The 22,057-nt window shown below is 42.9% G+C and carries 21 protein-coding genes and 1 pseudogene; 10 read left to right on the plus strand and 12 right to left on the minus strand.

Annotation, left to right across the window (positions count from 1 at the left end):
• A partial coding sequence (locus tag VXQ92_RS09680; RefSeq protein WP_416681262.1) for a GAF domain-containing protein occupies positions 1-322 on the plus strand: 322 nt, incomplete at its 5' end.
• Between the two features lie 3 nt (positions 323-325).
• The gene (locus VXQ92_RS09685) at positions 326-1,384 is read left to right on the plus strand and encodes a DUF1176 domain-containing protein (protein ID WP_416681369.1); all 1,059 of its coding nucleotides are present in this window, start codon (positions 326-328) and stop codon (positions 1,382-1,384) included.
• Positions 1,385-1,456: 72 nt separating this feature from the next.
• Here VXQ92_RS09685 and VXQ92_RS09690 read toward each other — a convergent pair whose 3' ends face one another.
• On the minus strand, positions 1,457-2,224 hold the full coding sequence (locus VXQ92_RS09690; RefSeq protein ID WP_144724039.1) for a hydroxymethylpyrimidine/phosphomethylpyrimidine kinase: 768 nt from the start codon (positions 2,222-2,224) through the stop codon (positions 1,457-1,459).
• A gap of 98 nt (positions 2,225-2,322) precedes the next feature.
• Between VXQ92_RS09690 and VXQ92_RS09695 the strand changes: the two genes are divergently transcribed.
• Positions 2,323-2,970: an HAD-IA family hydrolase gene (locus tag VXQ92_RS09695; protein ID WP_416681265.1), complete on the plus strand. Its 648-nt coding sequence runs from the start codon at positions 2,323-2,325 to the stop codon at positions 2,968-2,970.
• Positions 2,971-3,136: 166 nt separating this feature from the next.
• Here VXQ92_RS09695 and VXQ92_RS09700 read toward each other — a convergent pair whose 3' ends face one another.
• The gene (locus VXQ92_RS09700) at positions 3,137-3,652 is read right to left on the minus strand and encodes a hypothetical protein (RefSeq protein WP_416681267.1); all 516 of its coding nucleotides are present in this window, start codon (positions 3,650-3,652) and stop codon (positions 3,137-3,139) included.
• 24 nt (positions 3,653-3,676) lie between these two features.
• Positions 3,677-4,285: a DUF805 domain-containing protein gene (locus tag VXQ92_RS09705; protein WP_416681269.1), complete on the minus strand. Its 609-nt coding sequence runs from the start codon at positions 4,283-4,285 to the stop codon at positions 3,677-3,679.
• 485 nt (positions 4,286-4,770) lie between these two features.
• Here VXQ92_RS09705 and VXQ92_RS09710 point away from each other — a divergent pair, with 485 nt between their 5' ends.
• The 4 genes from VXQ92_RS09710 to VXQ92_RS09725 all read left to right on the plus strand — a co-directional run bounded on the left by VXQ92_RS09710 (position 4,771) and on the right by VXQ92_RS09725 (position 11,570).
• Positions 4,771-6,012, plus strand: a complete 1,242-nt coding sequence (locus tag VXQ92_RS09710) for a carbohydrate porin (protein WP_416681272.1) — start codon at positions 4,771-4,773, stop codon at positions 6,010-6,012.
• A 169-nt stretch (positions 6,013-6,181) separates the two neighbouring features.
• Positions 6,182-8,584 carry a glucose/quinate/shikimate family membrane-bound PQQ-dependent dehydrogenase gene (locus VXQ92_RS09715; protein ID WP_416681275.1) on the plus strand — a complete coding sequence of 801 codons (2,403 nt, stop codon included), beginning with the start codon at positions 6,182-6,184 and terminating at the stop codon, positions 8,582-8,584.
• 320 nt (positions 8,585-8,904) lie between these two features.
• On the plus strand, positions 8,905-11,019 hold the full coding sequence (locus VXQ92_RS09720) for a TonB-dependent receptor domain-containing protein (protein ID WP_416681278.1): 2,115 nt from the start codon (positions 8,905-8,907) through the stop codon (positions 11,017-11,019).
• A 125-nt stretch (positions 11,020-11,144) separates the two neighbouring features.
• Entirely contained in the window at positions 11,145-11,570 is a 426-nt protein-coding gene (locus VXQ92_RS09725; protein ID WP_416681280.1) for a hypothetical protein, read from the plus strand.
• Between the two features lie 78 nt (positions 11,571-11,648).
• On the opposite strand, the gene arsH is transcribed toward VXQ92_RS09725, so the two are convergent.
• Genes arsH through VXQ92_RS09740 form a run of 3 tightly spaced genes read right to left on the minus strand, consistent with a single transcriptional unit; the run spans position 11,649 to position 13,726 of the window.
• Positions 11,649-12,353 carry an arsenical resistance protein ArsH gene (arsH, locus tag VXQ92_RS09730; RefSeq protein WP_416681283.1) on the minus strand — a complete coding sequence of 235 codons (705 nt, stop codon included), beginning with the start codon at positions 12,351-12,353 and terminating at the stop codon, positions 11,649-11,651.
• Between the two features lie 4 nt (positions 12,354-12,357).
• Complete coding sequence (gene arsB / locus VXQ92_RS09735) at positions 12,358-13,398, minus strand: ACR3 family arsenite efflux transporter (protein ID WP_144724034.1); 1,041 nt, start codon at positions 13,396-13,398, stop codon at positions 12,358-12,360.
• A 10-nt stretch (positions 13,399-13,408) separates the two neighbouring features.
• The gene (locus VXQ92_RS09740) at positions 13,409-13,726 is read right to left on the minus strand and encodes a metalloregulator ArsR/SmtB family transcription factor (protein WP_144724033.1); all 318 of its coding nucleotides are present in this window, start codon (positions 13,724-13,726) and stop codon (positions 13,409-13,411) included.
• A gap of 83 nt (positions 13,727-13,809) precedes the next feature.
• On the opposite strand from VXQ92_RS09740, the gene arsC reads away from it, so the two are divergent.
• Positions 13,810-14,238, plus strand: coding sequence for an arsenate reductase (glutaredoxin) (gene arsC, locus VXQ92_RS09745; RefSeq protein WP_416681286.1), 429 nt, complete (start codon positions 13,810-13,812; stop codon positions 14,236-14,238).
• A gap of 280 nt (positions 14,239-14,518) precedes the next feature.
• Here arsC and VXQ92_RS09750 read toward each other — a convergent pair whose 3' ends face one another.
• Positions 14,519-15,151 carry a TetR/AcrR family transcriptional regulator gene (locus VXQ92_RS09750; RefSeq protein ID WP_334135698.1) on the minus strand — a complete coding sequence of 211 codons (633 nt, stop codon included), beginning with the start codon at positions 15,149-15,151 and terminating at the stop codon, positions 14,519-14,521.
• A gap of 137 nt (positions 15,152-15,288) precedes the next feature.
• On the opposite strand from VXQ92_RS09750, the gene VXQ92_RS09755 reads away from it, so the two are divergent.
• Entirely contained in the window at positions 15,289-15,750 is a 462-nt protein-coding gene (locus VXQ92_RS09755) for a hotdog fold domain-containing protein (RefSeq protein ID WP_334135700.1), read from the plus strand.
• 53 nt (positions 15,751-15,803) lie between these two features.
• Entirely contained in the window at positions 15,804-16,193 is a 390-nt protein-coding gene (locus VXQ92_RS09760; RefSeq protein ID WP_334135702.1) for a hypothetical protein, read from the plus strand.
• A 121-nt stretch (positions 16,194-16,314) separates the two neighbouring features.
• Here the strand turns inward: VXQ92_RS09760 and VXQ92_RS09765 are convergent.
• From VXQ92_RS09765 to VXQ92_RS09785, 5 genes and pseudogenes are all read right to left on the minus strand, one after another.
• A pseudogene (locus VXQ92_RS09765) lies at positions 16,315-16,515 on the minus strand (hypothetical protein); the annotation flags it as partial.
• 325 nt (positions 16,516-16,840) lie between these two features.
• Positions 16,841-18,124, minus strand: a complete 1,284-nt coding sequence (locus VXQ92_RS09770) for a ribonucleotide-diphosphate reductase subunit beta (RefSeq protein WP_064096468.1) — start codon at positions 18,122-18,124, stop codon at positions 16,841-16,843.
• Positions 18,125-18,265: 141 nt separating this feature from the next.
• On the minus strand, positions 18,266-18,394 hold the full coding sequence (locus VXQ92_RS09775; protein WP_004645881.1) for a hypothetical protein: 129 nt from the start codon (positions 18,392-18,394) through the stop codon (positions 18,266-18,268).
• Between the two features lie 60 nt (positions 18,395-18,454).
• Complete coding sequence (locus VXQ92_RS09780; RefSeq protein WP_004732081.1) at positions 18,455-18,580, minus strand: hypothetical protein; 126 nt, start codon at positions 18,578-18,580, stop codon at positions 18,455-18,457.
• A gap of 272 nt (positions 18,581-18,852) precedes the next feature.
• Positions 18,853-21,690: a ribonucleoside-diphosphate reductase subunit alpha gene (locus VXQ92_RS09785; protein WP_416681291.1), complete on the minus strand. Its 2,838-nt coding sequence runs from the start codon at positions 21,688-21,690 to the stop codon at positions 18,853-18,855.
• Positions 21,691-22,057: the final 367 nt, after the last annotated feature.

A 22,057-nucleotide genomic window follows, 5' to 3' on the forward strand; every position in this document is an offset into this window, starting at 1 on the left:
TGGTCTGATTCGTCTTAAAAATTACTATTATGCCTTTGCTTTAACAGACTTTTTTGTTTTTTTTGTCGTGTGCAGAGGACAGCAGCATATCCGTTTCTATGCCGGGGTGCCCTTAAAAGATAAAAATGGAATTGCGCTGGGGGGGCTGTGTCTGCTGGACAAGCGACCGAGACAGATGCAGGCGGAAGATATGATTTTGCTTAAGGCTTTGGCACAGGATTTAATGGCAACCCTGAGCAATGAGCGCAAGAAAAAAGATAAACAGAAGCAGATTGAACAGATGCAGCCAGCCAGCTCGGCAAGCGTTTTAAAAAAGGACTAAATGATGAAACAAAAATGGATCTACAGCATCAAAACCATGAGTGTCACATTCGCCTTGGCCAGTATCAGTTCATTGAGTATGGCAGCTATTCAGGGCCTGCATTTTTCACATAAGGATTGGGAAATTGCCTGTGATAATACCGGGACCTGCCGTGCTGCCGGATATCAATCCGACTCAGACATGGATCGGCCTGTTTCGGTGCTATTAGAGCGTGCTGCGGGTGTGAACAGTAACATCAAAGCTCGGGTCCATATTTTGCCCTTAACGATGGCCACGCCCACACGACAGCTTCAGTTGCAAATTGCCAATACAGCTTATGGCATGATTGGTCTGAATCGGGAGGGAATAGGGCAACTCAGTACTGATCAAACGCGAGCCTTGCTAAAAGCTGTACAGGGAACAGCTCCGGTTGTATTTAAGAATACACAATCACGCTGGAACTTATCGGCCGCTGGAGCCAGTGCCGTTTTACTCAAGATGGATGAATTTCAGCGTCGACTTTCTACACCCTCAGCCTTGATCAGGCCAGGAAAAAAGTCTGATCAGGCGGTCCTCAAAGCCGCAGCGATACCGAAAATTCAGATACCAAAATATCAGTCAGGCAAAATCACTCAAGCGAAACTGAATACAGCAGCCAGTCAGCAGATAATTCGAAAACTGCAAGTGACTACCAACGAGGATCAATGTGATTTGCTGTTTAGCCAGAATTTTATGCCGGATGATGTCATGACCATTTATCCCATCAATGCTCAAAATCAGCTGGTTCAGATTCCATGCTGGCGGGGGGCTTATAATGTAGGTAGTGGTTTCTGGCTGATGGACCAGAACAGGCAGTTGAAGCAGCTGGTGACCACTTCGGGAGAAACCTTTAATAAAGGCCAGATATTTTCCGGGCAAAAAGTACGCGGTTTGGGCGATTGTGTTCGTCAGGAACAATGGGCCTGGAATGGCAAGAAATTTGCCAAAAGCTTTAGTAGTCTGACCGTACAATGCAAAGGCTTTGCTGGTGGTGCCTGGAATTTACCAACCTATGTAAGCAAAGTTATTTATCCGGCCAAATAGTATTATTCAAAAAATAGCAGCGATAAAAAAAGCCTGACGCATTCAGGCTTTTTAATTTTAAAACATGTGATCTTAAAAACGCTTTGGAATTCTCTGGCCATTTGGAACAGGAATTTCAGCATTTTTTAATACCCCAAATAGCCAGGTTTCAGCATGCTGTACTGCAGTTTTTAACTGATCACCCATGGCCAGACGTCCGGCTATGAAACTGGCCAGTGAACAGCCTGAACCATGATATTCACCTGGCAAACGAGGACAACGGGTTTCGTTGATCAGCTCACCTGCAATATACAGGCTGTTCTGAATATAATCTGGCGTATCTTCATGGCCACCTTTGACCAAAACGGCCTGTGCACCCATTTCAAATAATTTTTGAGTGGCCAGTTTGAGGTCTTGCTCACCCGTCAGGGCACGCAGTTCAACTGTATTTGGCGTTAGGATGGTGGCCAATGGAATAAGCTGGGTAAATGCTTTGACTAACGTTGCCTGATTGCCCAGTGAACCACCACTATTGGCGACCAAAACCGGATCCAGCACATACAGATAATCTGGATGTGCAGTCAGAAATTCGGCCAGAGCCGCGATATTATCTGTAGTGCCTAACATGCCGGATTTTACGCAACGAATGGGCAGGTCATTTACCACCGCATTGGCCTGTGCCAATAGTAATTCTCTGGAAGTGGCTTCGAAACCAAAAACCTGCTGTGAATTTTGAATGGTGAGGGCTGTGCAGGCAATTGCCGCATGTGCACCACTTTGACCAATGGCTTCAATATCTGCTTGAAGGCCGGCTCCACCTGAAGGGTCTAAACCGGAAAAGCAAAGTACGGTAGGGCGCAAAATGATGTCCTTCATTCACTAAAATTGTATTAGTATAGGCAAATTTGAATGAACTCTCGATATTAATTTATATCGGTGCCGATGAGAGGGGATGGGTAGTGATTAAGAATATTTTAATTGATCTGGATGGGACATTAACTGACCCGAAAGTGGGAATTACGACGTCTGCGCGTTATGGTCTGGAAAAGATTGGTCATCCGATTAGTGACGAGATCAATATTGACTGGATTATTGGCCCTCCCTTAAAAGCCTCGCTAGCCAAAATCTTAAATGTTGAAGCCGATCATGTTCTGGCCGAGCAGGCTCTGATGGCTTATCGGGAGCGCTTTGCAGTCAAGGGTCTTTATGAAAATCATGTTTTTGAGGGTGTAGCAGAAACCCTGGCAGAACTGAAACGCCGGGGCTATCGCTTGTTTGTCGCTACGGCAAAACCGACAGTGTATGCCAAACAGATTCTGGAGCATTTTGATCTGGCCCAGTATTTTACAGAAATTTATGGCAGTGAGCTGAATGGCGAGCGAACCAATAAAGCTGAGCTGATTCAGTATATTTTAGCGCAGCAACAGTTGCAGGCCGATCAATGCATGATGGTCGGTGACCGCGAGCATGACATTTTTGGTGCCCGTCAAAATGGTATGGAGACTATTGCGGTAAATTATGGCTATGGCAGTCAGCAAGAATTAGCACTGGCACAACCTAAATATCAAATAGACCGCTTGAATCAGTTGCTAGATTATTTTAAATAAACCCTAATTTTTGCTTATTTTATTTGAGCTGATTTTTAGAGAGGTGATGTCTATAAGCTGCTTTATTTATAGCAAATATACTATCTGGCAACCAGTTCTCTTATGATGAAATTATAAGCCGTATTAGCATCCTGCAGGCCATAGAGTTTTTTTATGGGTCGAATATTTAAAGCGTCAAGAACCAGCTCGATGCCAGCACAACCATAATGACGATCATCAGAAAAATTTTGATGATCGTCAGGCGATGTTGGGAGGGAAGACTGGCTTGGGTCAGCGCATTTCCTGCGTGATCAAACAGGATGACATTTTGCACCTTACTTTCATAACCGAGTTCGAGCAAAGCGCGCTTTTCAACTTCAGTTAAACCATCTTCCGGCAAATCCATGATTTGCAGCAATGCTATAGGGCTGAATAGCCTTTTCATGACCGGTGAGGGTAACAGCTGTTTTAGGGTCACTGCGGCTGCATCAAAGTCGGCAATAATACTCCGGGGATGGTCATAAGGTACATCCGGTAGGCGTGTATGTGTGATCGTGCCATCTATATCCATTAGCTGCATTTTGTCTTTATAAATTTGCACCCATACAGCATCTGGAAATTTTACTAATTGTTCTTGCAGCATTGGTAAGGTCTGATTTTGTTGATATTTACCCACTAAATAAGTGATAAACGTCTCTAGCATCAAGACGGGATTTGTAAGGTTCGGTTATTTGGCAGGAGGACCATATTTATTGTTTTGTGGTTTGGTTTCAGTTGCCCACCACCAGATCAATACAAGAACACCAATCACGGTAAGCATCAGTAATTGCCACCAACCAGAGCGTCCAATATCATGTAAACGACGCGCGCCAACTGCCAGACTCGGGACCAGAAGTGCCAGATTAAGCAGGCTATTTACTATGGGTTCAGTGCCTAAAACTGTATCTATGACCTCAGCAATAATGCCTAAAATTACACAAAACAGCATAAAAAACCAAAATTCTTTACGGCGTGCCCGGCCAGAAAAATTTGCATAGTTGGTCAGACATTTTACAAACCAGTCAATGCTGCTGTAGTTTTCCTCGGCCTGATCCAGATTGGAATATTTACCGAGCTCACTGGAAATTTTTTCCCCGAGATAAATGGAATTGCCCAGAGCCAGATAAACATCAGCGGCTTCACCCGCGCTGTTTACGATAAAATCGACCCGATCCCCGCGTGATGGCGGACGTTCTGCACGCCAGTCTGCACCATTAAAAGTATAGTGCTGGTTATCATCCCCCGAGATCACCCCGGTATTGTTTTGAATAGAAAAATTAAGGATTGAGCCTTTCATACTGGTTCTCGTCTATTAAGCTGGATTATTGTTTTAACGCGAGGTAATTTCTTATCAGAATAACTTTAGCATAACCTGATTTTTAAAAATTCATAGTGAAATGGCAGCAGGTTTCTCATATATTCAGAAGCGTTATAGCCTCAGTACTTCGATCTTCAATTCAGGAAAAATGGAGATACCGGATTATTAAGAATAAAGAAGGTAAAACAGTAATCCAGCTGATTTATTTGTGAAGTTTTTATCAGAAACTCAAGCTCAATTTATTCTGTAAATATCAACTTTTATATTTAGGGTATGGTTTTAAGTCTAAATATGTAACGTCATAATAAACAGGTAGTTAGGGTTTTTGTATTTACAAAAAATATATAATAATATTAATAATAACAACATTTTGTTCATGTTTTTAATTTATTAGTAACAATTTTTAAAAACCAACACGCATACAATAAGAAACTTCATATTTTGTGATGAGGGTATCACATTTAATGTATTTCTCCCCGTTGTCGAAAGCCATTTATCTTTGCTGTGCTTCTCTACTCTTGACTACGACAGTTACGCATGCCGAGACTGCTTTCAGTACAGAAAGCCCATGGATGTTAGGTGACTGGAACGGGCAACGTACCCAGTTGCAACAACAAGGTTATGATTTCAATTTTGGTTATACCGGTGAAATGGCAAGCTTGATTGATGCCCAGAAATCTTCAAGCCATGCAACTGAATATGCAGACCAGTTTGTTTTTGGGGCTCATCTGGATCTGGCAAAAATTGCAGGCTGGCAAGATACCGAAGCGCAAATTACTGTCACCGAGCGTAATGGTCATTCCCTTTCTCAAAGCTCTGCTGCTTTAAATAGTCATTTGAGTTCAGTGCAAGAAGTCTGGGGCCGTGGTCAAACCTGGCGTCTGACTGATTTATGGATCAAGAAGAAATTCCTGGAACAAAAACTGGATGTGAAAGTCGGACGCTTCGGTGAGGGTGAAGACTTCAATAGTTTTGACTGTGATTTCCAGAACCTGGCACTGTGTGGCTCCCAAGTCGGGAACTGGGTTGGTGATCAGTGGTACAACTGGCCGGTAAGCCAATGGGCAGCACGGGTCAAATATAACATTAGCCCTGAACTTTATGCCCAGGTCGGTGTCTATGAATATAACCCTGAGAATCTGGAACGTGGTAAAGGATTTAACCTGAGCACAGATGGTTCCAAAGAAGCAATGCTTCCTGCAGAAGTAGTCTGGACACCGAAAGTGGGCGTACAAAAATTGCCGGGTGAATACCGTGCTGGTTATTACTACAGCACAGCGGAGGCTGGAGTCATTTCCAATCCGGAGCAAACCGATCATCACCATGGGGGCTGGGTAGTGGTCAAGCAGCAATTCACTGCACATGACGGAGATACTTCGCGTGGTTTGACCGGCTTTTTAAATGCAACAGTGCATGATTCCAAAACCAATAGTGTCACCGATATGCAAAATATCGGGCTGGTTTATAAGGGTGCCATGGATTCACGTCCTCAAGATGAAATCGCACTGGGTATTGCACGGATCAATATGAATGACGATGTCATTGGTAACCATCATCAAGAAGTCGATGCAGAAATTTATTATGGTTTGCATGCCACCCCCTGGCTCACCATTCGCCCGAATCTGCAATATGTTCGTCACGTCGGCGCATATAAAGATGGTGAAAATGTCTGGGTAGGTGGAATCAAGTTCAACACATCATTCTAAAAACAGTTTTTAGTTGCAAATACACTATTGAATCTCTAAGTCTTCTATTGCTTTGATGAGTAATGCCTGCTTAAGACAGTGATGTATTTCTAACTAAGAATTTAACAATAAGGGTGCTTATGCCGGTCTGGTACATGAGCTTTCAAAAAAAATTTTATAGGCGTTCGATATGAATACTTCATCTTCAGGTTCGGTATGGAGAACGATTTTAGCAGTCATTGCCGCTGTTTTCGGTGTAGGACTGCTGATTGGAGGGATTTATCTTGCAGTACTGGGTGGGTCTTGGTACTACATCATTGCAGGTATACTCTTTATTGCGACCGCAGTTCTGTTATATCAACGGAAGAGCGCTGCACTCCTGGTTTATGCTGTATTCGTTTTGGCAACGGTGGTGTGGGGGCTGTGGGAAGTCGGTTCAGATTTTTTTGCACTTGCACCGCGTTTGGATATTTTAGGTCTGTTTGGTCTGGCCCTGCTGATTCCGGCGGTAACACGCGGTTTTGATCACAGCAAAGGTGCGAAAATTGCCCTGTGCAGTTCACTGGCCATTACCATCGCTGTCATGATTTATTCTGTATTTAATGACCCGCAAGAAATTCGCGGTGAATTAAAATCCCAGCAGCCTGCAGCCCACCAGCCAATCCCCGGTGTGGCAGATGAAGACTGGCCTGCTTATGGCCGTACCCAGTCCGGTTTACGGTATTCACCCTTAAAGCAGATTAATACTGAAAATGTCAAAGATTTGCAGGTGGCTTGGGAATATCACACGGGCGAATTCAAGACTGAAAATGACTCGGGCGAAACCACCAATCAGGTTACTCCAATCAAGGTGGGTGACAACATGTACATCTGTACCACTCACCAGAAATTGACTGCGCTTGATCCGGCAACTGGTAAGGCGAAATGGACTTATGATCCAAAACTAAAAGCTGATCATACCTATCAGCATTTAACCTGCCGTGGTGTGTCTTATTATGATGTGAACAATACAGCTGGTTTTGAAACCAGTCTCGCTTCGAAAAAAAGCAGCTCTGCTGAATGTCCACAAAAAGTCATTTTACCGGTCAATGACGGGCGTCTGGTTGCGGTAAATGCAACCATCGGTAAAGTCTGCTCTGACTTTGGTAAAAATGGTGAAGTTGACCTGCAAAAAGATATGCCATTCCCATATCCGGGCGGTTATATTCCAACCTCACCCCCAGTTGTCACAGGTACCACCATCATTATTGCGGGTTCAACTACCGACAACTATTCAACTGAAGAACCTTCTGGTGTGATCCGTGGTTATGACGTGAATACTGGTGAACTGCTTTGGGTGTTTGATACGGGCGCTGAAGATCCAAACGCCATTCCTGCACCGGGTCAAAAATTTGTACACAACTCTCCAAACGCTTGGGCACCTTTGGCCTATGATGCAGAGCTGGACATCGTCTATGTACCAACAGGTGTGGGAACTCCGGATATTTATGGTGGTCACCGTACTGAACTGGACGAGCGTTATGCCAACTCGATGCTGGCCCTGAATGCCAGTACAGGTAAACTGGTGTGGAATTTCCAGACCACACATCATGATTTGTGGGATATGGACGTGCCGTCACAGCCGACATTGACCGACATCAAAGACAAAAATGGCAATATAGTTCCAGCCATTTATGTCTTGACCAAAACCGGAAATGCCTTTGTGCTGGACCGCCGTAATGGTAAAGCGATTGTGCCGATTACTGAGAAACCGGTACCACAATCTGTGAAACGCGGACCTCAAACCAAAGGCGAGTTCTATTCTAAAACTCAACCCTTCTCTGACTTTAATCTGGCGCCACAAGATAAATTGACCGATAAACAGATGTGGGGTGCGACCATGTTTGACCAGTTGGTCTGCCGTGTTGCGTTCCATAAACTGAATTACGATGGCATTTATACCCCACCTTCTGAAAATGGCACTCTGGTCTTCCCGGGTAATTTGGGCGTGTTCGAATGGGGTGGTATGTCGGTCAATCCGGACCGCCAAATTGCACTGACCAATCCGATTGGTCTGCCATTTGTATCAAAACTGATTCCTCAAGATCCGAACCGTCCTAAGACGGCTAAAGGTGCAGGCACAGAAGCCGGCGTTCAACCGATGTATGGCGTGCCTTATGGCGTTGAAATCAGTGCGTTCCTGTCTCCGTTTGGGCTGCCGTGTAAACAGCCGTCTTGGGGCTTTGTTGCAGGTGTGGACTTAAATACTCATGAAGTGGCCTGGAAACGCCGCATCGGTACCATTCGTGACAGTATGCCAGGCATTCCATTGCCGCCATTCAAAATGGGTGTGCCGATGCTGGGTGGACCTATTTCAACTGCGGGTAATGTAATGTTTGTGGGTGGAACTCAAGATAACTATATCCGTGCCATTAATGTGAACAACGGTGATGAGTTGTGGAAAGGCCGTCTACCTGCAGGTGGTCAGGCTACGCCAATGACTTATGAAGCCAATGGCAAGCAGTATGTGGTCATTATGGCGGGTGGTCATGGTTCCTTTGGTACCAAGATGGGTGACTCTCTGGTGGCTTATGCCTTGCCAGACAATAAGTAACTGACTCTCTGTTGTTGTATGGGAAAGCCTGATTCGTCAGGCTTTCCCATCAGTCTTTTTATAAACCGTTAGAATATTAAAGAAAATCATGTGGGTTGCACGATATTGAGTGAAGTAAACAAAGATTTTGATAAATTGCCTTGATATGTGACTTCTATTGATCACGCAGCTTAAAACTAAATTTTCTACCTGTATTCTGATCAAGCAAACTCGATCTACTGATCATTGAAGATCAAACCGGCTTATACAATTAATCATGTGATGTGCTTCGGCAGCTTATGAGTTTTCTAAGTCACATAGATAACTGGAACCTACAAAATATGCAGCATCAATTTCGACATCTCCCTGTAAAAACCACATTATCCTGTTTAATCGCCTGTATGAGCCAGACGCTGTATGCTGAAAATACTGCTACAGAAGTGCAAAAACTTGCGCCTATTATTGTTCAGGCGACCCGAACTGACCGGGAGAAGTTGAGCACGCCTGCATCGGTTTATTATCTGGAGCAGGCACAACCAGAGAACAGCCTGAATGTGAACCTTTCGGAAACATTAAAAGGCGTTCCAGGACTGCAGTTAAATAACCGTGAAAACTATGCCCAGGATTTGCAAATTTCGATGCGTGGTTTTGGTGCGCGTTCCAGTTTTGGTGTACGGGGTGTGCGTTTATATGTGGATGGAATCCCTGCAACGATGCCGGATGGACAGGGACAAACCTCGAATATTGATTTGAACAGTCTGGAGCATATTGAAGTATTGGGTGGTGGATTTTCATCACTGTATGGCAACTCTTCCGGGGGAACGATTTTAACCACTACAAGGGAAGGGCAAGGCGCTGACTCAATTGAACTGGGGCATTCTGCAGGGAGCCAGAACAAAGGGCAGACCAAGCTGGTTTTGCAAGGCGGTTCAGAAAATGCCGATGAACCAGCTTATATCATCAGCTCATCTTATTTTGATACCGACGGCTATCGGGAGCATAGCGGCGCGCATAAAATCCTGAGCAATGCCAAGCTGACTTGGGACCTGGAGGACGGCTCTAAAATTAACTGGATTAATAATTACGTTAAAATTGCTGCGGATGATCCCGGTGGGTTGACTCGCGAACAGTGGCAAGCCAATCCTAAACAGGTCGCTGCAAACGTCCTTCTTTATAATGCACGTAAAGAAATTGAGCAGCTGCAAACAGGTTTGACCTGGAATAAACCGATCAATGACCAGCATGAACTGTATGGCATGGCCTACTGGGGACAGCGCGCAGTCACACAATATCAGTCGATTCCTCGTACAGCACAAGGTGGAGTTAATCATGCGGGTGGCGTGATTGATTTTGACCGTAATTTTTATGGGATAGATTTACGCTGGACAGGTCAGAGCATTTGGCCAGATACCCAACTGATTGCTGGACTTGCTGTTGATGCCATGACCGAAGACCGTAAAGGCTATCAAAACTTTTTAGGTGATCGCTTGGGAGTCAAAGGTGAACTACGCCGAGATGAAGACAATACCCTGTGGAATCTAGATCCGTATTTGCAAGCTTCTTATCACTTTGCTCCCGATTGGACCTTGGATGCCGGCCTGCGCTATAGCAATGTACATTTCAAGTCTAAAGACAAGTTCCTGGCGAATGGCAATAATTCAGGTAAAACCGATTATCAGAAATTATTGCCATCCATGGCCTTAAGCTGGCAGATTTTACCTGAGCTGATGACTTATGCCAGTTATGCACAAGGCTTTGAAACGCCGACCTTTACCGAAATGTCTTATCCTGCAAATACTGCAGAAAACCGCAGCTTCAGTTTAAAAGCAGCAGAAAGTGAAACCTATGAGATGGGATTAAAGTCTGTAAATACATTAGGTGATTTTACTGTTGCAGTTTTTCAGACCAGGACGAAGAATGACATTGTTTCTGCAGGGAGTGACAATGGTCGCTCTACTTTCCGTAATGCCGATAAAACTTTAAGAGAAGGTATTGAACTCTCCTGGAACAAAAATCTTTGGCGTGATCTCACTGCTCAAGCCAGCTATAGCTATATAGATGCTACTTTTGATGCTGACATTCCCGCAATCGGTACGGTAGCCGCTATTGCAGCCGGAAACTATATTCCGGGGATTGCCAAAAAACAGGCTTTTCTTGGTTTAGGCTGGAAACCTGAAAATGGTTTAAGCGCGGGTTTAGATGTACGTTATTCAGACCGTATTTATGTCAACGATATTAACTCACAGTATGCGCCAAGTTATACCATTGCCGGTGCCAATGTCGGTTATCACTGGAATATAAAAGACTGGTCTGTCAAAACTTTTGCGCGTGTAGATAATCTGTTTGATAAAGACTATTCAGGTTCAGTCATCGTCAATGAAAGCAATGGCCGTTTCTATGAGCCGGCAGAAGGGCGAAACTGGAGTGCCGGGTTGAGTATAATGAAAGCATTCTAATCTTTGTTAAAACAGCCTAAGCCTAAATTCATTCAATATAATAAAGGGGAAGCATTTTGAATTTTCCTGAAGAGCTTCTTAATGGTATTTGGCATACAACTAAGATTGAGTGATTTCATAAGATTATGGAAACAGGCTATATCGCTGCTGAACCTGATATACCTAATAAGGATCGTTGGAAGGCAAATAGAGGTTCAGAATATTACCCTTATGTTAGAAGTGTAGGAGGAATTAGCTTATTTGATTTTCGATATTTTGAAGAGGAAAAATATAGTAAGGATTACCCTTTATCAAATTGGCATATATTTGTGCCATTTTTTAAAGAATGGGAAGCATCTATTTGGATTGAGATTGACTATGAGGCACTTGAAAATAATTTCCTGACAGGAAAATATTTAATAGATCAGTGGAATGAACAAAAAGCCTATAAACATACTATTATGCCAATTATTGAAGCTGCTAGTTTAATATCAATTCCTGTAAGTTTGTTTAAGAGGATAATGATTTCTTCATCTGAGCATAGAGATTTTCAACCTTATAAATATAATTAAACTAAAAAATCCCACTTCTTGAGCGGGATTTTTTTATATTTAAGCTTTGACCAGTTGATCAGAGGATTTGAGATAAAACTAGATCGTTTGCTGATTCACTCGTTTCGATAATTCCTCGGCACTTTCGACCCGTTCAGAATATCGATCGGTGAGATAAGCAGATTGACCGCGGGTGAGGAGAGTGAACTTGTAGAGTTCCTCCATCACATCCACAATGCGGTTGTAATAAGGTGATGCTTTCATGCGACCATCTTCTTCAAATTCAAGGAAAGCTTTCGGTACAGAAGACTGATTTGGAATCGTGATCATCCGCATCCAGCGTCCTAAAACACGCAACTGATTCACTGCATTAAAGGATTGCGAACCACCACAAACCTGCATCACGGCCAGCGTCTTGCCTTGAGTCGCACGAATTGCACCGGCTGCCAGAGGAATCCAGTCAATTTGGGCTTTTAGAATCGAACTCATCGAACCATGACGTTCCGGTGAACACCAGACCATGCCTTCTGACCAGGCCAAAAGTTCATGCAGTTCTTTTACCTTAAGGTGGCTCGTATCTGCATCCTCAGGTAAGGGTAATCCTTTGGGATGGAAGATTCTGACTTCGGCGCCAAAATATTCCAGTATCCGGCCCGCTTCCTGAACAGCGAGCCGGCTGTAGGACCGTTCACGGTTTGAACCATACAGCAGCAAAATCCGGGGTGGATGATCCAGTGCTTTGGCCTGAACTTTGTCCAGCGTCGGTGTTCCTAGCAGATTCAAATTGATATTCGGGAGATCCATCGGGTTATGCCTCTTTAAACACTTTTTTTCTTAGCCATAATGAAACGCTGACCAGCGCAATCAGAACCGGAACTTCAACCAGAGGGCCAATCACGGTGGTAAATGCCACAGGGGACGCGAGACCGAAAGTGGCAATCGCAACTGCCAGAGCCAGTTCAAAATTATTACCGGCAGCGGTAAAAGAAATAGCCGCAGTTTTAGGATAATCATTGCCCATCCACTTGCTCATAAAGAAGCTGATAAAGAACATCACAATGAAATAAATGGTCAGGGGAATAGCAATTCTGAGTACATCCAGTGGCAGGCTGACCACATCACCGCCTTTAAGGCTAAACATGGCAACAATGGTAAATAGCAAAGCCAGCAGGCTGAGCGGACTGATTTTTGGAATAAACTGCGTCTGATACCATTCCAGACCTTTTTGCTTAACCAGAATCAAACGTGTCAAAAAGCCCAGCAAAAATGGAATCCCCAGATAAACCAGAACCGCGTGGGTAATCGTCCAGAAGCTAACATCAATCACCTGTGCTTCAACACCAAAATAAGGCGGCAAGAAGGTCAAAAACAGCCAGGCATAGCTACTGAAAAACAGGATCTGGAAAATACTGTTAAATGCCACCAGTCCGGCCACATACTGGTTGTCGCCACAAGCCAGACCATTCCAGACCAGCACCATGGCAATACAACGCGCCAAGCCGATCAGGATGACACCCGTCATATACTCAGGATAGGATTGCAGAAAAATCAGCGCCAATGCAAACATCAGACAGGGCGCAATTAGCCAGTTCTGAACCAGAGACAGGGTAAGCGTGCGTTTATCCTTAAATACCTGCGGCAAAGTGGCATAGTTCACTTTGGCAAGCGGTGGATACATCATGACAATCAGACCGATGGCAATCGGAATATTGACCGAATCAATACTCATCCGGTCTAAAGTAATCGAAGCCTGAGGAAAGAAAACCCCAATCCAGATCCCCAGCAGCATGGCGATAAAAATCCAGATGGTCAGATTCTTATCTAAAAATGACATTTTTGAAGTAGACATGATATTGGACTCAGGATAATTCGCAGGATGCTGAAATGGTAGATTTTAACTTTTGAATTTCCGGATCTTGTGCGATGACTTTTAACACTTCATTTGCCCAGACCGGCAAATCAGGATTTAAACGGTAATAAACCCATTGCCCTTGGCGTTGATCCAGCAAAACGCCCAGATTTCTCAATAAGGCCAGATGACGGGAAATTTTGGGCTGGCTCAGATTTAATTGCTCTGTGAATTCACAGACACAGACATTCTGTTTGGCCATGACCAGCTTTAAAATATCTAAACGTGTTGAATCGGCAAGACATTTGAAAAAATCGGTCTGATGCATCGCGATATCCTGATATATTTACTATTGCGAATATACGGATATCCATATATAAAAGCAATATTGTTTATGCACTGAGAAAAGTCATGTCGCAAAAGATCAAGATTTATCATAATCCTGAATGTGGAACTTCCCGAAATACCTTGGCCCTGATCCGCAATACCGGTGAGGAACCCGAGGTGATTGAATATCTGGAAACACCGCCGACCAAAGAAGAACTGATTCAGTTAATTCAGGATGCGGGTCTGTCGGTACGTGAAGCGATTCGTAAAAATGTGAAGCCCTATGAAGAACTTGACCTGGAAAGCAGCCATTGGACAGATCAACAACTGATTGATTTTATGCTGCAACATCCGGTTTTGATCAATCGTCCATTTGTGGTGACTGAACTTGGTGTGAGATTGTGCCGACCATCAGAAGTTGTTTTAGATATTCTTTCTGCTCCGCAGCGTGCTGCGTTTAGCAAAGAAGACGGGGAAATAATTATTGATGAAGCAGGGAAACGGTTGAAATAAATTCCAGAATTTAAGCAGATCAATCAGATCATAAAAAAGCCACCGCGAGGGTGGCTTTTTTTAAAAAGTTAAAATGACAGATATCGTGTCATTTTAAGCGTCAAACGATACATAAGTTGTCATTCGCGTGATAATTAAATCAATGTCTTAGTTCTTCTAACGAACCATAATGACATTATACTGCGACTCAACCGATGTCATTATGAGTTTAAGAAGACTCAACCAGTGTTATTTTTGATAAATAATTTTTTAGACTCAAGATCCAAACCAAGGTAGAAAATTATTGATCTGTTATAAAAAAACGTTCAACAGATAACCAGGCTGATTGAGCAAATTCATTTCTATATTTGGACGGTTTCTCGGAAATTTTTTCTAGTAGCCATAGTTTTGCATAATTTTCAGCGGGACCTAGTATTAATGAAACGATTAGGTTTAACTGTAATTTCTTGAGTTTTTCCATTGAATATACAGACTTTAAATGCTGAAAAATTGCTTTATTCCTTGTCTTATTCTTTTCAGTCAATTCATCCTCATATGTACTCGTAGAAACATAATATCGGGCAGTAATTTGAAATCTCGCAAGTTCTACATTTTGTTCTATCCAATCAAGATAGCTATGGACAATTGCAAAAATGAATTCTTTTATATTATTGATATTTTTAAAATATTTTTCTCTTTCAATCGCCTGATCATCTAATGCTAAAAAATATAAATTGGCGATAATTCCTTCTTTTGTACCGAAATGATAATAAATCGCTCCAACACTGGTATCAGAATTTTCCCTGATTTGCTCAATGGTCGTGGCTTCAACACCATTTTGATTAAAAAGCTGTAATGCTGTTATTAAGATTTCTTTTTTTAATTGTTTTCGTCTTCCAGCGTAGTGCTTTTCAAAAATAGCAATGGTATTCATTTCAGACACAGAATTTGAAGAAAACAGAATCTTAAATGAATTATCAGTCACTTGACAATTAGTTAAAACAGAATAAAACTCAAAAACAGAACATAATTCTAATTTAAAAAATTGATGATAAAAAAAGAGGATGTGTCATGAGCACACTGAATATATGGGAAAAACTGTCATCTAAACCTGGCGGGAAATGGGCATTTTCGAAAGCGTTATGTCTTAAAGCACCTTACTTTGCAAGTATCAGTCCAAAATTTGAGGAATTGCGACCTGAGTTTTGTAAAGTCAGTATTTCAAAATCTAGAAAAGTCACAAACCATTTAGGCACCGTACATGCCATTGCAATGTGCAATATGGCCGAGCTCTCAGGCGGTACGATGACCGAAGTGACAGTACCGTCTACGTATCGCTGGATTCCGAAGGATATGACGGTTGAATATCTGAAAAAGGCGACAACAGGATTGGTCGCAACGGCCACACCTGCAACAACAATGGATTTAACCAAACCGAGTGAATATAAGGTCAATATTGAAGTCAAAGATCAGCTTGATGAAATTGTCTTTAAAGCAACCATTACCATGTGGATATCGGCGAAAAAGGCGTGATTTAGCTTTTTAATTCATGATCTATCAAAATAATAACTTGGAGTTTTAAGAAGATGACATCTCAAACTAGAATGCTGATTACAGGTTTTTTATCTGCAATACTTTATGGTATTTTGACGTATTATATTAACTATAGTGCTGATAATGTTTGGCTTTCTGCATTTACACAAGCTGTAAATAGTTTTATCGGCGGCTATTTGGTTGCGGGTTTAGTTGAATTTACTTACAGAGTCGTTCCTGCGCCCTATAAATTTATTGTTTCGGCATTTGTTCCCTATGGTTCACTGATGATCCTCTATGCTTTCATTCATCATTATATTGGGACTAAACATGTTTTTTATACGATTCTACCGAACATATTAATTGGTTTTCCATATTTTTTCTTATATATTAATAAGTTGTATAAAAATAGTAGCACTGTTGCCAATATTCCACAAGGATAATAGATCTCATTTTTAAAGAGGTAATGATATACAGATAAAAATAAAAGTAGAAATCCCAAACGATTCTCTTTTAGTTGTTAGAAGGTCATATAGCCGCTGATAAATGAGAATTCTTAATGAATTAAGAATTCTCATTTTTGATACGTATAACGTCATCTCTTTTAAACAGCCTAATTTTTGAATTAGTCTTACCAAGATAATAAGGGTGAATTAAACCTTATTTTTGTAGGTTCGTTATATGTGAATGTCTCATTCCCAGTAACTTACTAGCTTCACTACCTGTCATATAGACTTCCTTCAATTTAAGTACTTTACTGAGTTCCTCTCATGGAATGAGCTTCTAATAAATAAGGTCATCTACTGTCTGGGGAGTAGAGATAATTTCTTTTTTATATAGGCTATCTTGATTTCATTCCTAATTTTTTGGCGTTTATCTTTTGACATCTAAATATTCTCTTGCCTAATTTCTACTGGGTTGTGTATGTATTTCAGTCTTTTGAGCGCTTTATATCTATATATAATTTAAAGCTTTTATTGGTAGTTATTGTTTCTGTTGAAATGAAAAAACCGCCAGTATTGGCGGTTTTTTCAATGACAAACTATGAGTCGTAAATGACAACTTATGTGTCGCGTGATGTTTTTATGAATTACCAGCTTAACGCACCGCCAGTTTGGTAATCTGTTACGCGCGTCTCGAAGAAATTCTTCTCTTTACGCAAGTCCATCATTTCTGACATCCACTGGAACGGGTTATTCACACCAGCGAACTGTTCAGGCAAGCCTAACTGCGCCAGACGACGGTTGGCAATGAACTTCAGGTATTCTTCCATCATGCCAGCATTCATGCCAAGTACACCGCGTGGCATGGTATCACGTGCATATTCGATTTCCAGCATCGTACCTTCAAGAATCATCTGAATGATTTCTTCCTGGAATTCAGTCGTCCATAGACCTGGGTTTTCGATCTTGATTTGGTTGATCATATCGATACCGAAGTTCAGGTGCATTGACTCATCACGCAGGATGTACTGGAACTGCTCGGCAACACCATTCATCTTGTTACGACGGCCCATCGACAGGATCTGGCTGAAACCGCAGTAGAAGAAGATCCCTTCAAGTACACAGTAGAACGCGATCAGGTTGCGAAGCAGGATCTGGTCGTTTTCAGGGGTACCAGTTTTGAAAGTAGGATCACTTAAAGACTGAGTATATTTCAGGCCCCATGCCGCTTTACGTGCCACTGACGGTACTTCGCGGTACATGTTGAAGACTTCGCCTTCATCCATGCCTAGCGACTCGATACAGTACTGGTAAGCGTGTGTGTGAATCGCTTCTTCAAATGCCTGACGCAAGATGTACTGACGGCATTCAGGGTTGGTAATGTGACGGTAAATCGCCAGTACCAGGTTGTTTGCTACCAGTGAATCGGCAGTCGAGAAGAAACCGAGTGAACGCATCACGATGGTACGTTCATCTTCAGTCAAGCCATTTTCAGACTTCCACAGCGCGATGTCGTGGTTCATGTTGACTTCTTGCGGCATCCAGTGGTTTGCACATCCGTCCAGATACTTCTGCCAAGCCCATTCGTATTTGAATGGAACAAGCTGGTTCAAGTCTGCACGACAGTTGATCATTGCCTTGTCGTCAACCTGTACACGTTGCGCACCCATTTCAAGCTCTTCAAGGCCTGGAGCAACATCAAGCTGATCTAGGGAAGCAGATGCTCTTGCCAGCGAATCGGTTGGATTTGATCCTCGGTTTTGAGTGGCTCTAAGGGGTTGTGCAGCTGCCACATCCGGCGATGCGTTGCCTGCATCAGATACCATCTGTGAATTAGTCGCTTTTTGCGGCTCGACGGGCGCAGGCTGCTGTTCAGGTGCAGCCGGTTTTTGCGAATCATCTTCGAAATCGTCCCAACTTAGGATAGACATATCAATTCTCTCTACGTTGCTTTATATCTTTTATGAGACATTCAGCTTGGCTGAGATGTCTTACTATACGCTCAATTTGTGTAAGCAAAATTAAGTTTTGTCGATGAATGCTCTAGTTTTATACAGGAGCAATGATCCCCACTACTTATTTTGCTTACGCTGCTGGCGAACTTTGAACCAGAAATAAGCAATCGGTAAATAAAAGGTAATACCAAAGGAAATCAGCAATGCCGCAAGTCCTAACATGTAGTTATGAGTCATATGTGGCATTGAGGTTTCCTTTTACTTTTAGTTTGTGAATCCTAGCCGAAACTAGGATTCACGTTTAAATCATTTTTTAGATGATTTACTAGGCTTGATTGTTTCAGTAACTGTAGTTTTAGGATGCTTTTTTGCATAGCCTTCAGTTACGAAACGACCAGTTCCTGCATCACGAGAAACTTTTTTCGTAGCCATAGAGATAATCTCCATTACAAATTCAAGATGACTCTTACTGGCTCGTTTCTCGAATTGATGATACAATCCGTTCACGCATTTTGTGATGCCAGCCTCGTTGTGACCATCTTGGTATCACTTCGAGATTGAAAGCCTTCTAGTTAGTTTTGACGGACGCTAGAGGGCTTTTTTATTGCCTGAATTTCGTAATCCCCCTAAGTCCCCCTTTGAAAAGGGGGATTTTCTCCCTCCTTTATTAAAGGAGGGTCGGGGAGGATTTAAAACCTGTCAGATTATTGACAAGCCTCACAATCAGGGTTGTCAATTGAACATGCCATTGGCACTGGAGCCGCTTGTGCAAAACCTTCTTCCTCTGCAGGAGCTTCAGGTTTTTGCGCTTCAACGACAGGAGCTGCTGCTACAACAGGAGCCGCAACTGTTGCAGGTTTAACTGCATTCAATGCGCCCGTATTAATGGTTGATTTCTCGGCAGACGTCGCACCCAATGCACGAAGGTAATAAGTTGTCTTAAGACCACGTAACCAGGCCATCTTGTAAGTGATGTCCAGTTTCTTACCGTTTGCACCAGCGATGTAAAGGTTAAGAGACTGTGCTTGGTCGATCCATTTTTGACGACGTGAAGCAGCATCCACGATCCAGCGAGTTTCAACTTCAAACGCAGTCGCGAAGATGGCTTTAAGCTCTTCCGGAATACGGGAAATCTTCTGTACAGAACCTTCGAAGTGTTTCAGGTCATTGACCATCACAGCATCCCAAAGACCACGTTCTTTCAACGCACGTACCAGATACGGGTTAATCACGGTGAATTCGCCAGACAGGTTTGATTTCACATACAAGTTCTGGAAGGTTGGCTCGATTGACTGAGACACGCCACAGATATTTGAAATCGTAGCAGTCGGAGCAATCGCCATCACGTTCGAGTTACGCATACCGTCTTTTTGAACTTTGGCGCGTAAAGTGTCCCAGTCCAGACGTTGAGTACGGTCGACTTCGAACATGCGTTCAGGACGAGTTTTCGCAACCAGATCAAGCGAGTCGATTGGCAGGATACCTTGATCCCACAATGAACCCTTGAATGTTTCGTATGTACCACGTTCAACAGCCAAATCACTAGATGTTGAAATCGCATAGTACGAAATCACTTCCATCGATTCATCAGCAAACTCAACCGCAGCATCAGAACCATAAGCAAGGTTCATTTCGTATAACGCATCCTGGAAGCCCATGATACCCATACCGACTGGACGGTGTTTCAGGTTCGAGTTACGCGCTTGTGGAACAGCGTAGTAGTTGATGTCAATCACGTTGTCCAGCATGCGAACCGCAGTTTTTACTGTGCGTGCCAGTTTTTCGCGATCAAGAATACCACCTTGAACGTGTTGTACCAGGTTAATCGAACCCAGGTTACATACTGCGATTTCTTCTTTGCTGGTGTTCAGCGTGATTTCTGTACACAGGTTAGAAGAGTGAACCACGCCTACGTGTTGTTGTGGTGAACGCAGGTTACATACGTCTTTGAATGTGATCCAAGGATGACCAGTTTCAAACAACATAGACAGCATTTTGCGCCACAAATCTTTTGCACGGATTTTCTTGTGCAACATGTTTGTTTCTTTGGCAATCGCTTCGTAGTGTGCATAACGCTCAGCGAATTCAGCACCAGTCAAATCATGCAGATCAGGCGTTTCAGAAGGCGTGAATAAAGTCCATTCCGCATCTTCGAATACACGTTGCATGAACAGGTCAGGAACCCAGTTCGCAGTGTTCATGTCATGGGTACGACGACGGTCATCACCGGTGTTCTTACGCAGTTCAAGGAATTCTTCGATGTCCAGGTGCCAGGTTTCCAGGTATGCACATACTGCACCTTTACGCTTGCCACCCTGGTTAACCGCAACAGCTGTATCGTTCGCTACTTTCAGGAACGGAACAACACCTTGAGACTTGCCGTTAGTACCTTTGATGTATGAGTTCAAGGCACGAACTGGTGTCCAGTCATTACCTAAACCGCCTGCCCATTTAGACAGCATTGCGTTATCACGCATCGCGCCATAAATGTCATACAGATCATCATCAATCGTGGTCAAATAACAGCTAGACAATTGTGGACGTAACGTACCTGAGTTAAACAGGGTAGGCGTCGAAGCCATGTAGTCGAAGCTAGACAACAGGTTATAGAATTCGATTGCACGTTCTTCACGGTTTTCTTCATTGAGCGACAAGCCCATAGAAACACGCATAAAGAACAATTGCGGAAGTTCGAAACGTACGCCATCTGAATGGATGAAGTAGCGGTCAAATAAGGTTTGCAGACCTAAGTAGGTGAACTGGTTAGAGCGTTCCGGTTGAATCGCAGCAGCCAGTTTGGCCAGGTCAAAGTTCAGCAATTCTGGAGAAAGCAACTCAAGCTCGATCCCTTTTTTCAGGAAAGTTTCAAGCGCATCGCCTTCATTGGTGTCTGTCGGAAGACCCAAAAACTCTAAACCGGTGGCTACTAGGTCATCACGCAACAGACGTGCAGTCACATAAGTATAGTTTGGTTCCTGTTCGATCCGGGTACGGGTCGCCATCATCATGGTGGTAGAGATATCTGACTCTTTTACACCGTTGTAGAGGTTTTTCACGGTCTCATCGATGATCGCCTGAACATCAATTCCTTCCAGACCTTGAGCAGCTTTTTCTACAGTCGCAGTCAACTCGCTGAGATCTAATGGTTTTAATTTTCCTTCAGCATCAGTGATTTGTAGCGTCGGGTGATGATTCGCACCTAACTGTTTACGCGCTTCAGAACGTTGTTCACGGTAAATAACATATGAGCGTGCAACTTTCTGTTCGCCCGTACGCATTAGCGCAAGTTCAACTTGGTCTTGAATTTCTTCAATATGAATCGTTCCGCCAGAAGGTAAACGACGTTTAAAGGTATTTAATACCATTTCCGTCAGTTGCTCGATACGATCATGAATTCGGCTCGAGTCAGCGCTTTGTTGGCCTTCAACCGCCAAAAATGCTTTACCAATTGCGACAGAAATTTTTTCTGCATCAAAAGCGGCAACATCACCGGTGCGTTTAATCACCTGAAGTTGACCAGGAGTTGAAGTGATTACGCTCATGTTAGCATAGCTCCATTGTCATCTATTTTTATGTTTATGGACCGTTTGAACCGGGCAAAATTCGTGCCACAGTATTTGAGGAATAAACACAAGACCTAGTGGTTTTAAAATTAATTGAACACAAGATACGGGAAAATTTAGGGTAGATCAATATTGACATTCAGCTAAATATTTTTCTTTAGTTGTGCTTTAATCATTGCAAAAATATCGCTATTTTTATTGATTTTTGTATAAGCCTTATCAGGCAAGGCATAGCATAACAAAGTCCAAAGAAAGTGCTTATAGATAACATTGTGGATAACTAAAAAGCGCTCAATCAAGCAGTCATATTTTGTTCATGTAATAGTTGTGTAAGCCCCAATTCAGA

The sequence above is a fragment of the Acinetobacter sp. 228 genome (assembly GCF_048147885.1).

Bases quoted from the DNA above. Each gene is read 5' to 3' on its own strand.
- VXQ92_RS09685 (WP_416681369.1), top strand. From the start codon at position 326: ATGAAACAAAAATGGATCTACAGCATCAAAACCATGAGTGTCACATTC.
- VXQ92_RS09700 (WP_416681267.1), bottom strand. From the start codon at position 3,652: ATGCTAGAGACGTTTATCACTTATTTAGTGGGTAAATATCAACAAAAT.
- VXQ92_RS09705 (WP_416681269.1), bottom strand. From the start codon at position 4,285: ATGAAAGGCTCAATCCTTAATTTTTCTATTCAAAACAATACCGGGGTG.
- VXQ92_RS09710 (WP_416681272.1), top strand. From the start codon at position 4,771: ATGTATTTCTCCCCGTTGTCGAAAGCCATTTATCTTTGCTGTGCTTCT.
- VXQ92_RS09715 (WP_416681275.1), top strand. From the start codon at position 6,182: ATGAATACTTCATCTTCAGGTTCGGTATGGAGAACGATTTTAGCAGTC.
- VXQ92_RS09720 (WP_416681278.1), top strand. From the start codon at position 8,905: ATGCAGCATCAATTTCGACATCTCCCTGTAAAAACCACATTATCCTGT.
- VXQ92_RS09725 (WP_416681280.1), top strand. From the start codon at position 11,145: ATGGAAACAGGCTATATCGCTGCTGAACCTGATATACCTAATAAGGAT.
- arsH (WP_416681283.1), bottom strand. From the start codon at position 12,353: ATGGATCTCCCGAATATCAATTTGAATCTGCTAGGAACACCGACGCTG.
- arsB (WP_144724034.1), bottom strand. From the start codon at position 13,398: ATGTCTACTTCAAAAATGTCATTTTTAGATAAGAATCTGACCATCTGG.
- VXQ92_RS09740 (WP_144724033.1), bottom strand. From the start codon at position 13,726: ATGCATCAGACCGATTTTTTCAAATGTCTTGCCGATTCAACACGTTTA.
- arsC (WP_416681286.1), top strand. From the start codon at position 13,810: ATGTCGCAAAAGATCAAGATTTATCATAATCCTGAATGTGGAACTTCC.
- VXQ92_RS09750 (WP_334135698.1), bottom strand. From the start codon at position 15,151: ATGAATACCATTGCTATTTTTGAAAAGCACTACGCTGGAAGACGAAAA.
- VXQ92_RS09755 (WP_334135700.1), top strand. From the start codon at position 15,289: ATGAGCACACTGAATATATGGGAAAAACTGTCATCTAAACCTGGCGGG.
- VXQ92_RS09760 (WP_334135702.1), top strand. From the start codon at position 15,804: ATGACATCTCAAACTAGAATGCTGATTACAGGTTTTTTATCTGCAATA.
- VXQ92_RS09770 (WP_064096468.1), bottom strand. From the start codon at position 18,124: ATGTCTATCCTAAGTTGGGACGATTTCGAAGATGATTCGCAAAAACCG.
- VXQ92_RS09775 (WP_004645881.1), bottom strand. From the start codon at position 18,394: ATGCCACATATGACTCATAACTACATGTTAGGACTTGCGGCATTGCTG.
- VXQ92_RS09780 (WP_004732081.1), bottom strand. From the start codon at position 18,580: ATGGCTACGAAAAAAGTTTCTCGTGATGCAGGAACTGGTCGTTTCGTA.
- VXQ92_RS09785 (WP_416681291.1), bottom strand. From the start codon at position 21,690: ATGAGCGTAATCACTTCAACTCCTGGTCAACTTCAGGTGATTAAACGC.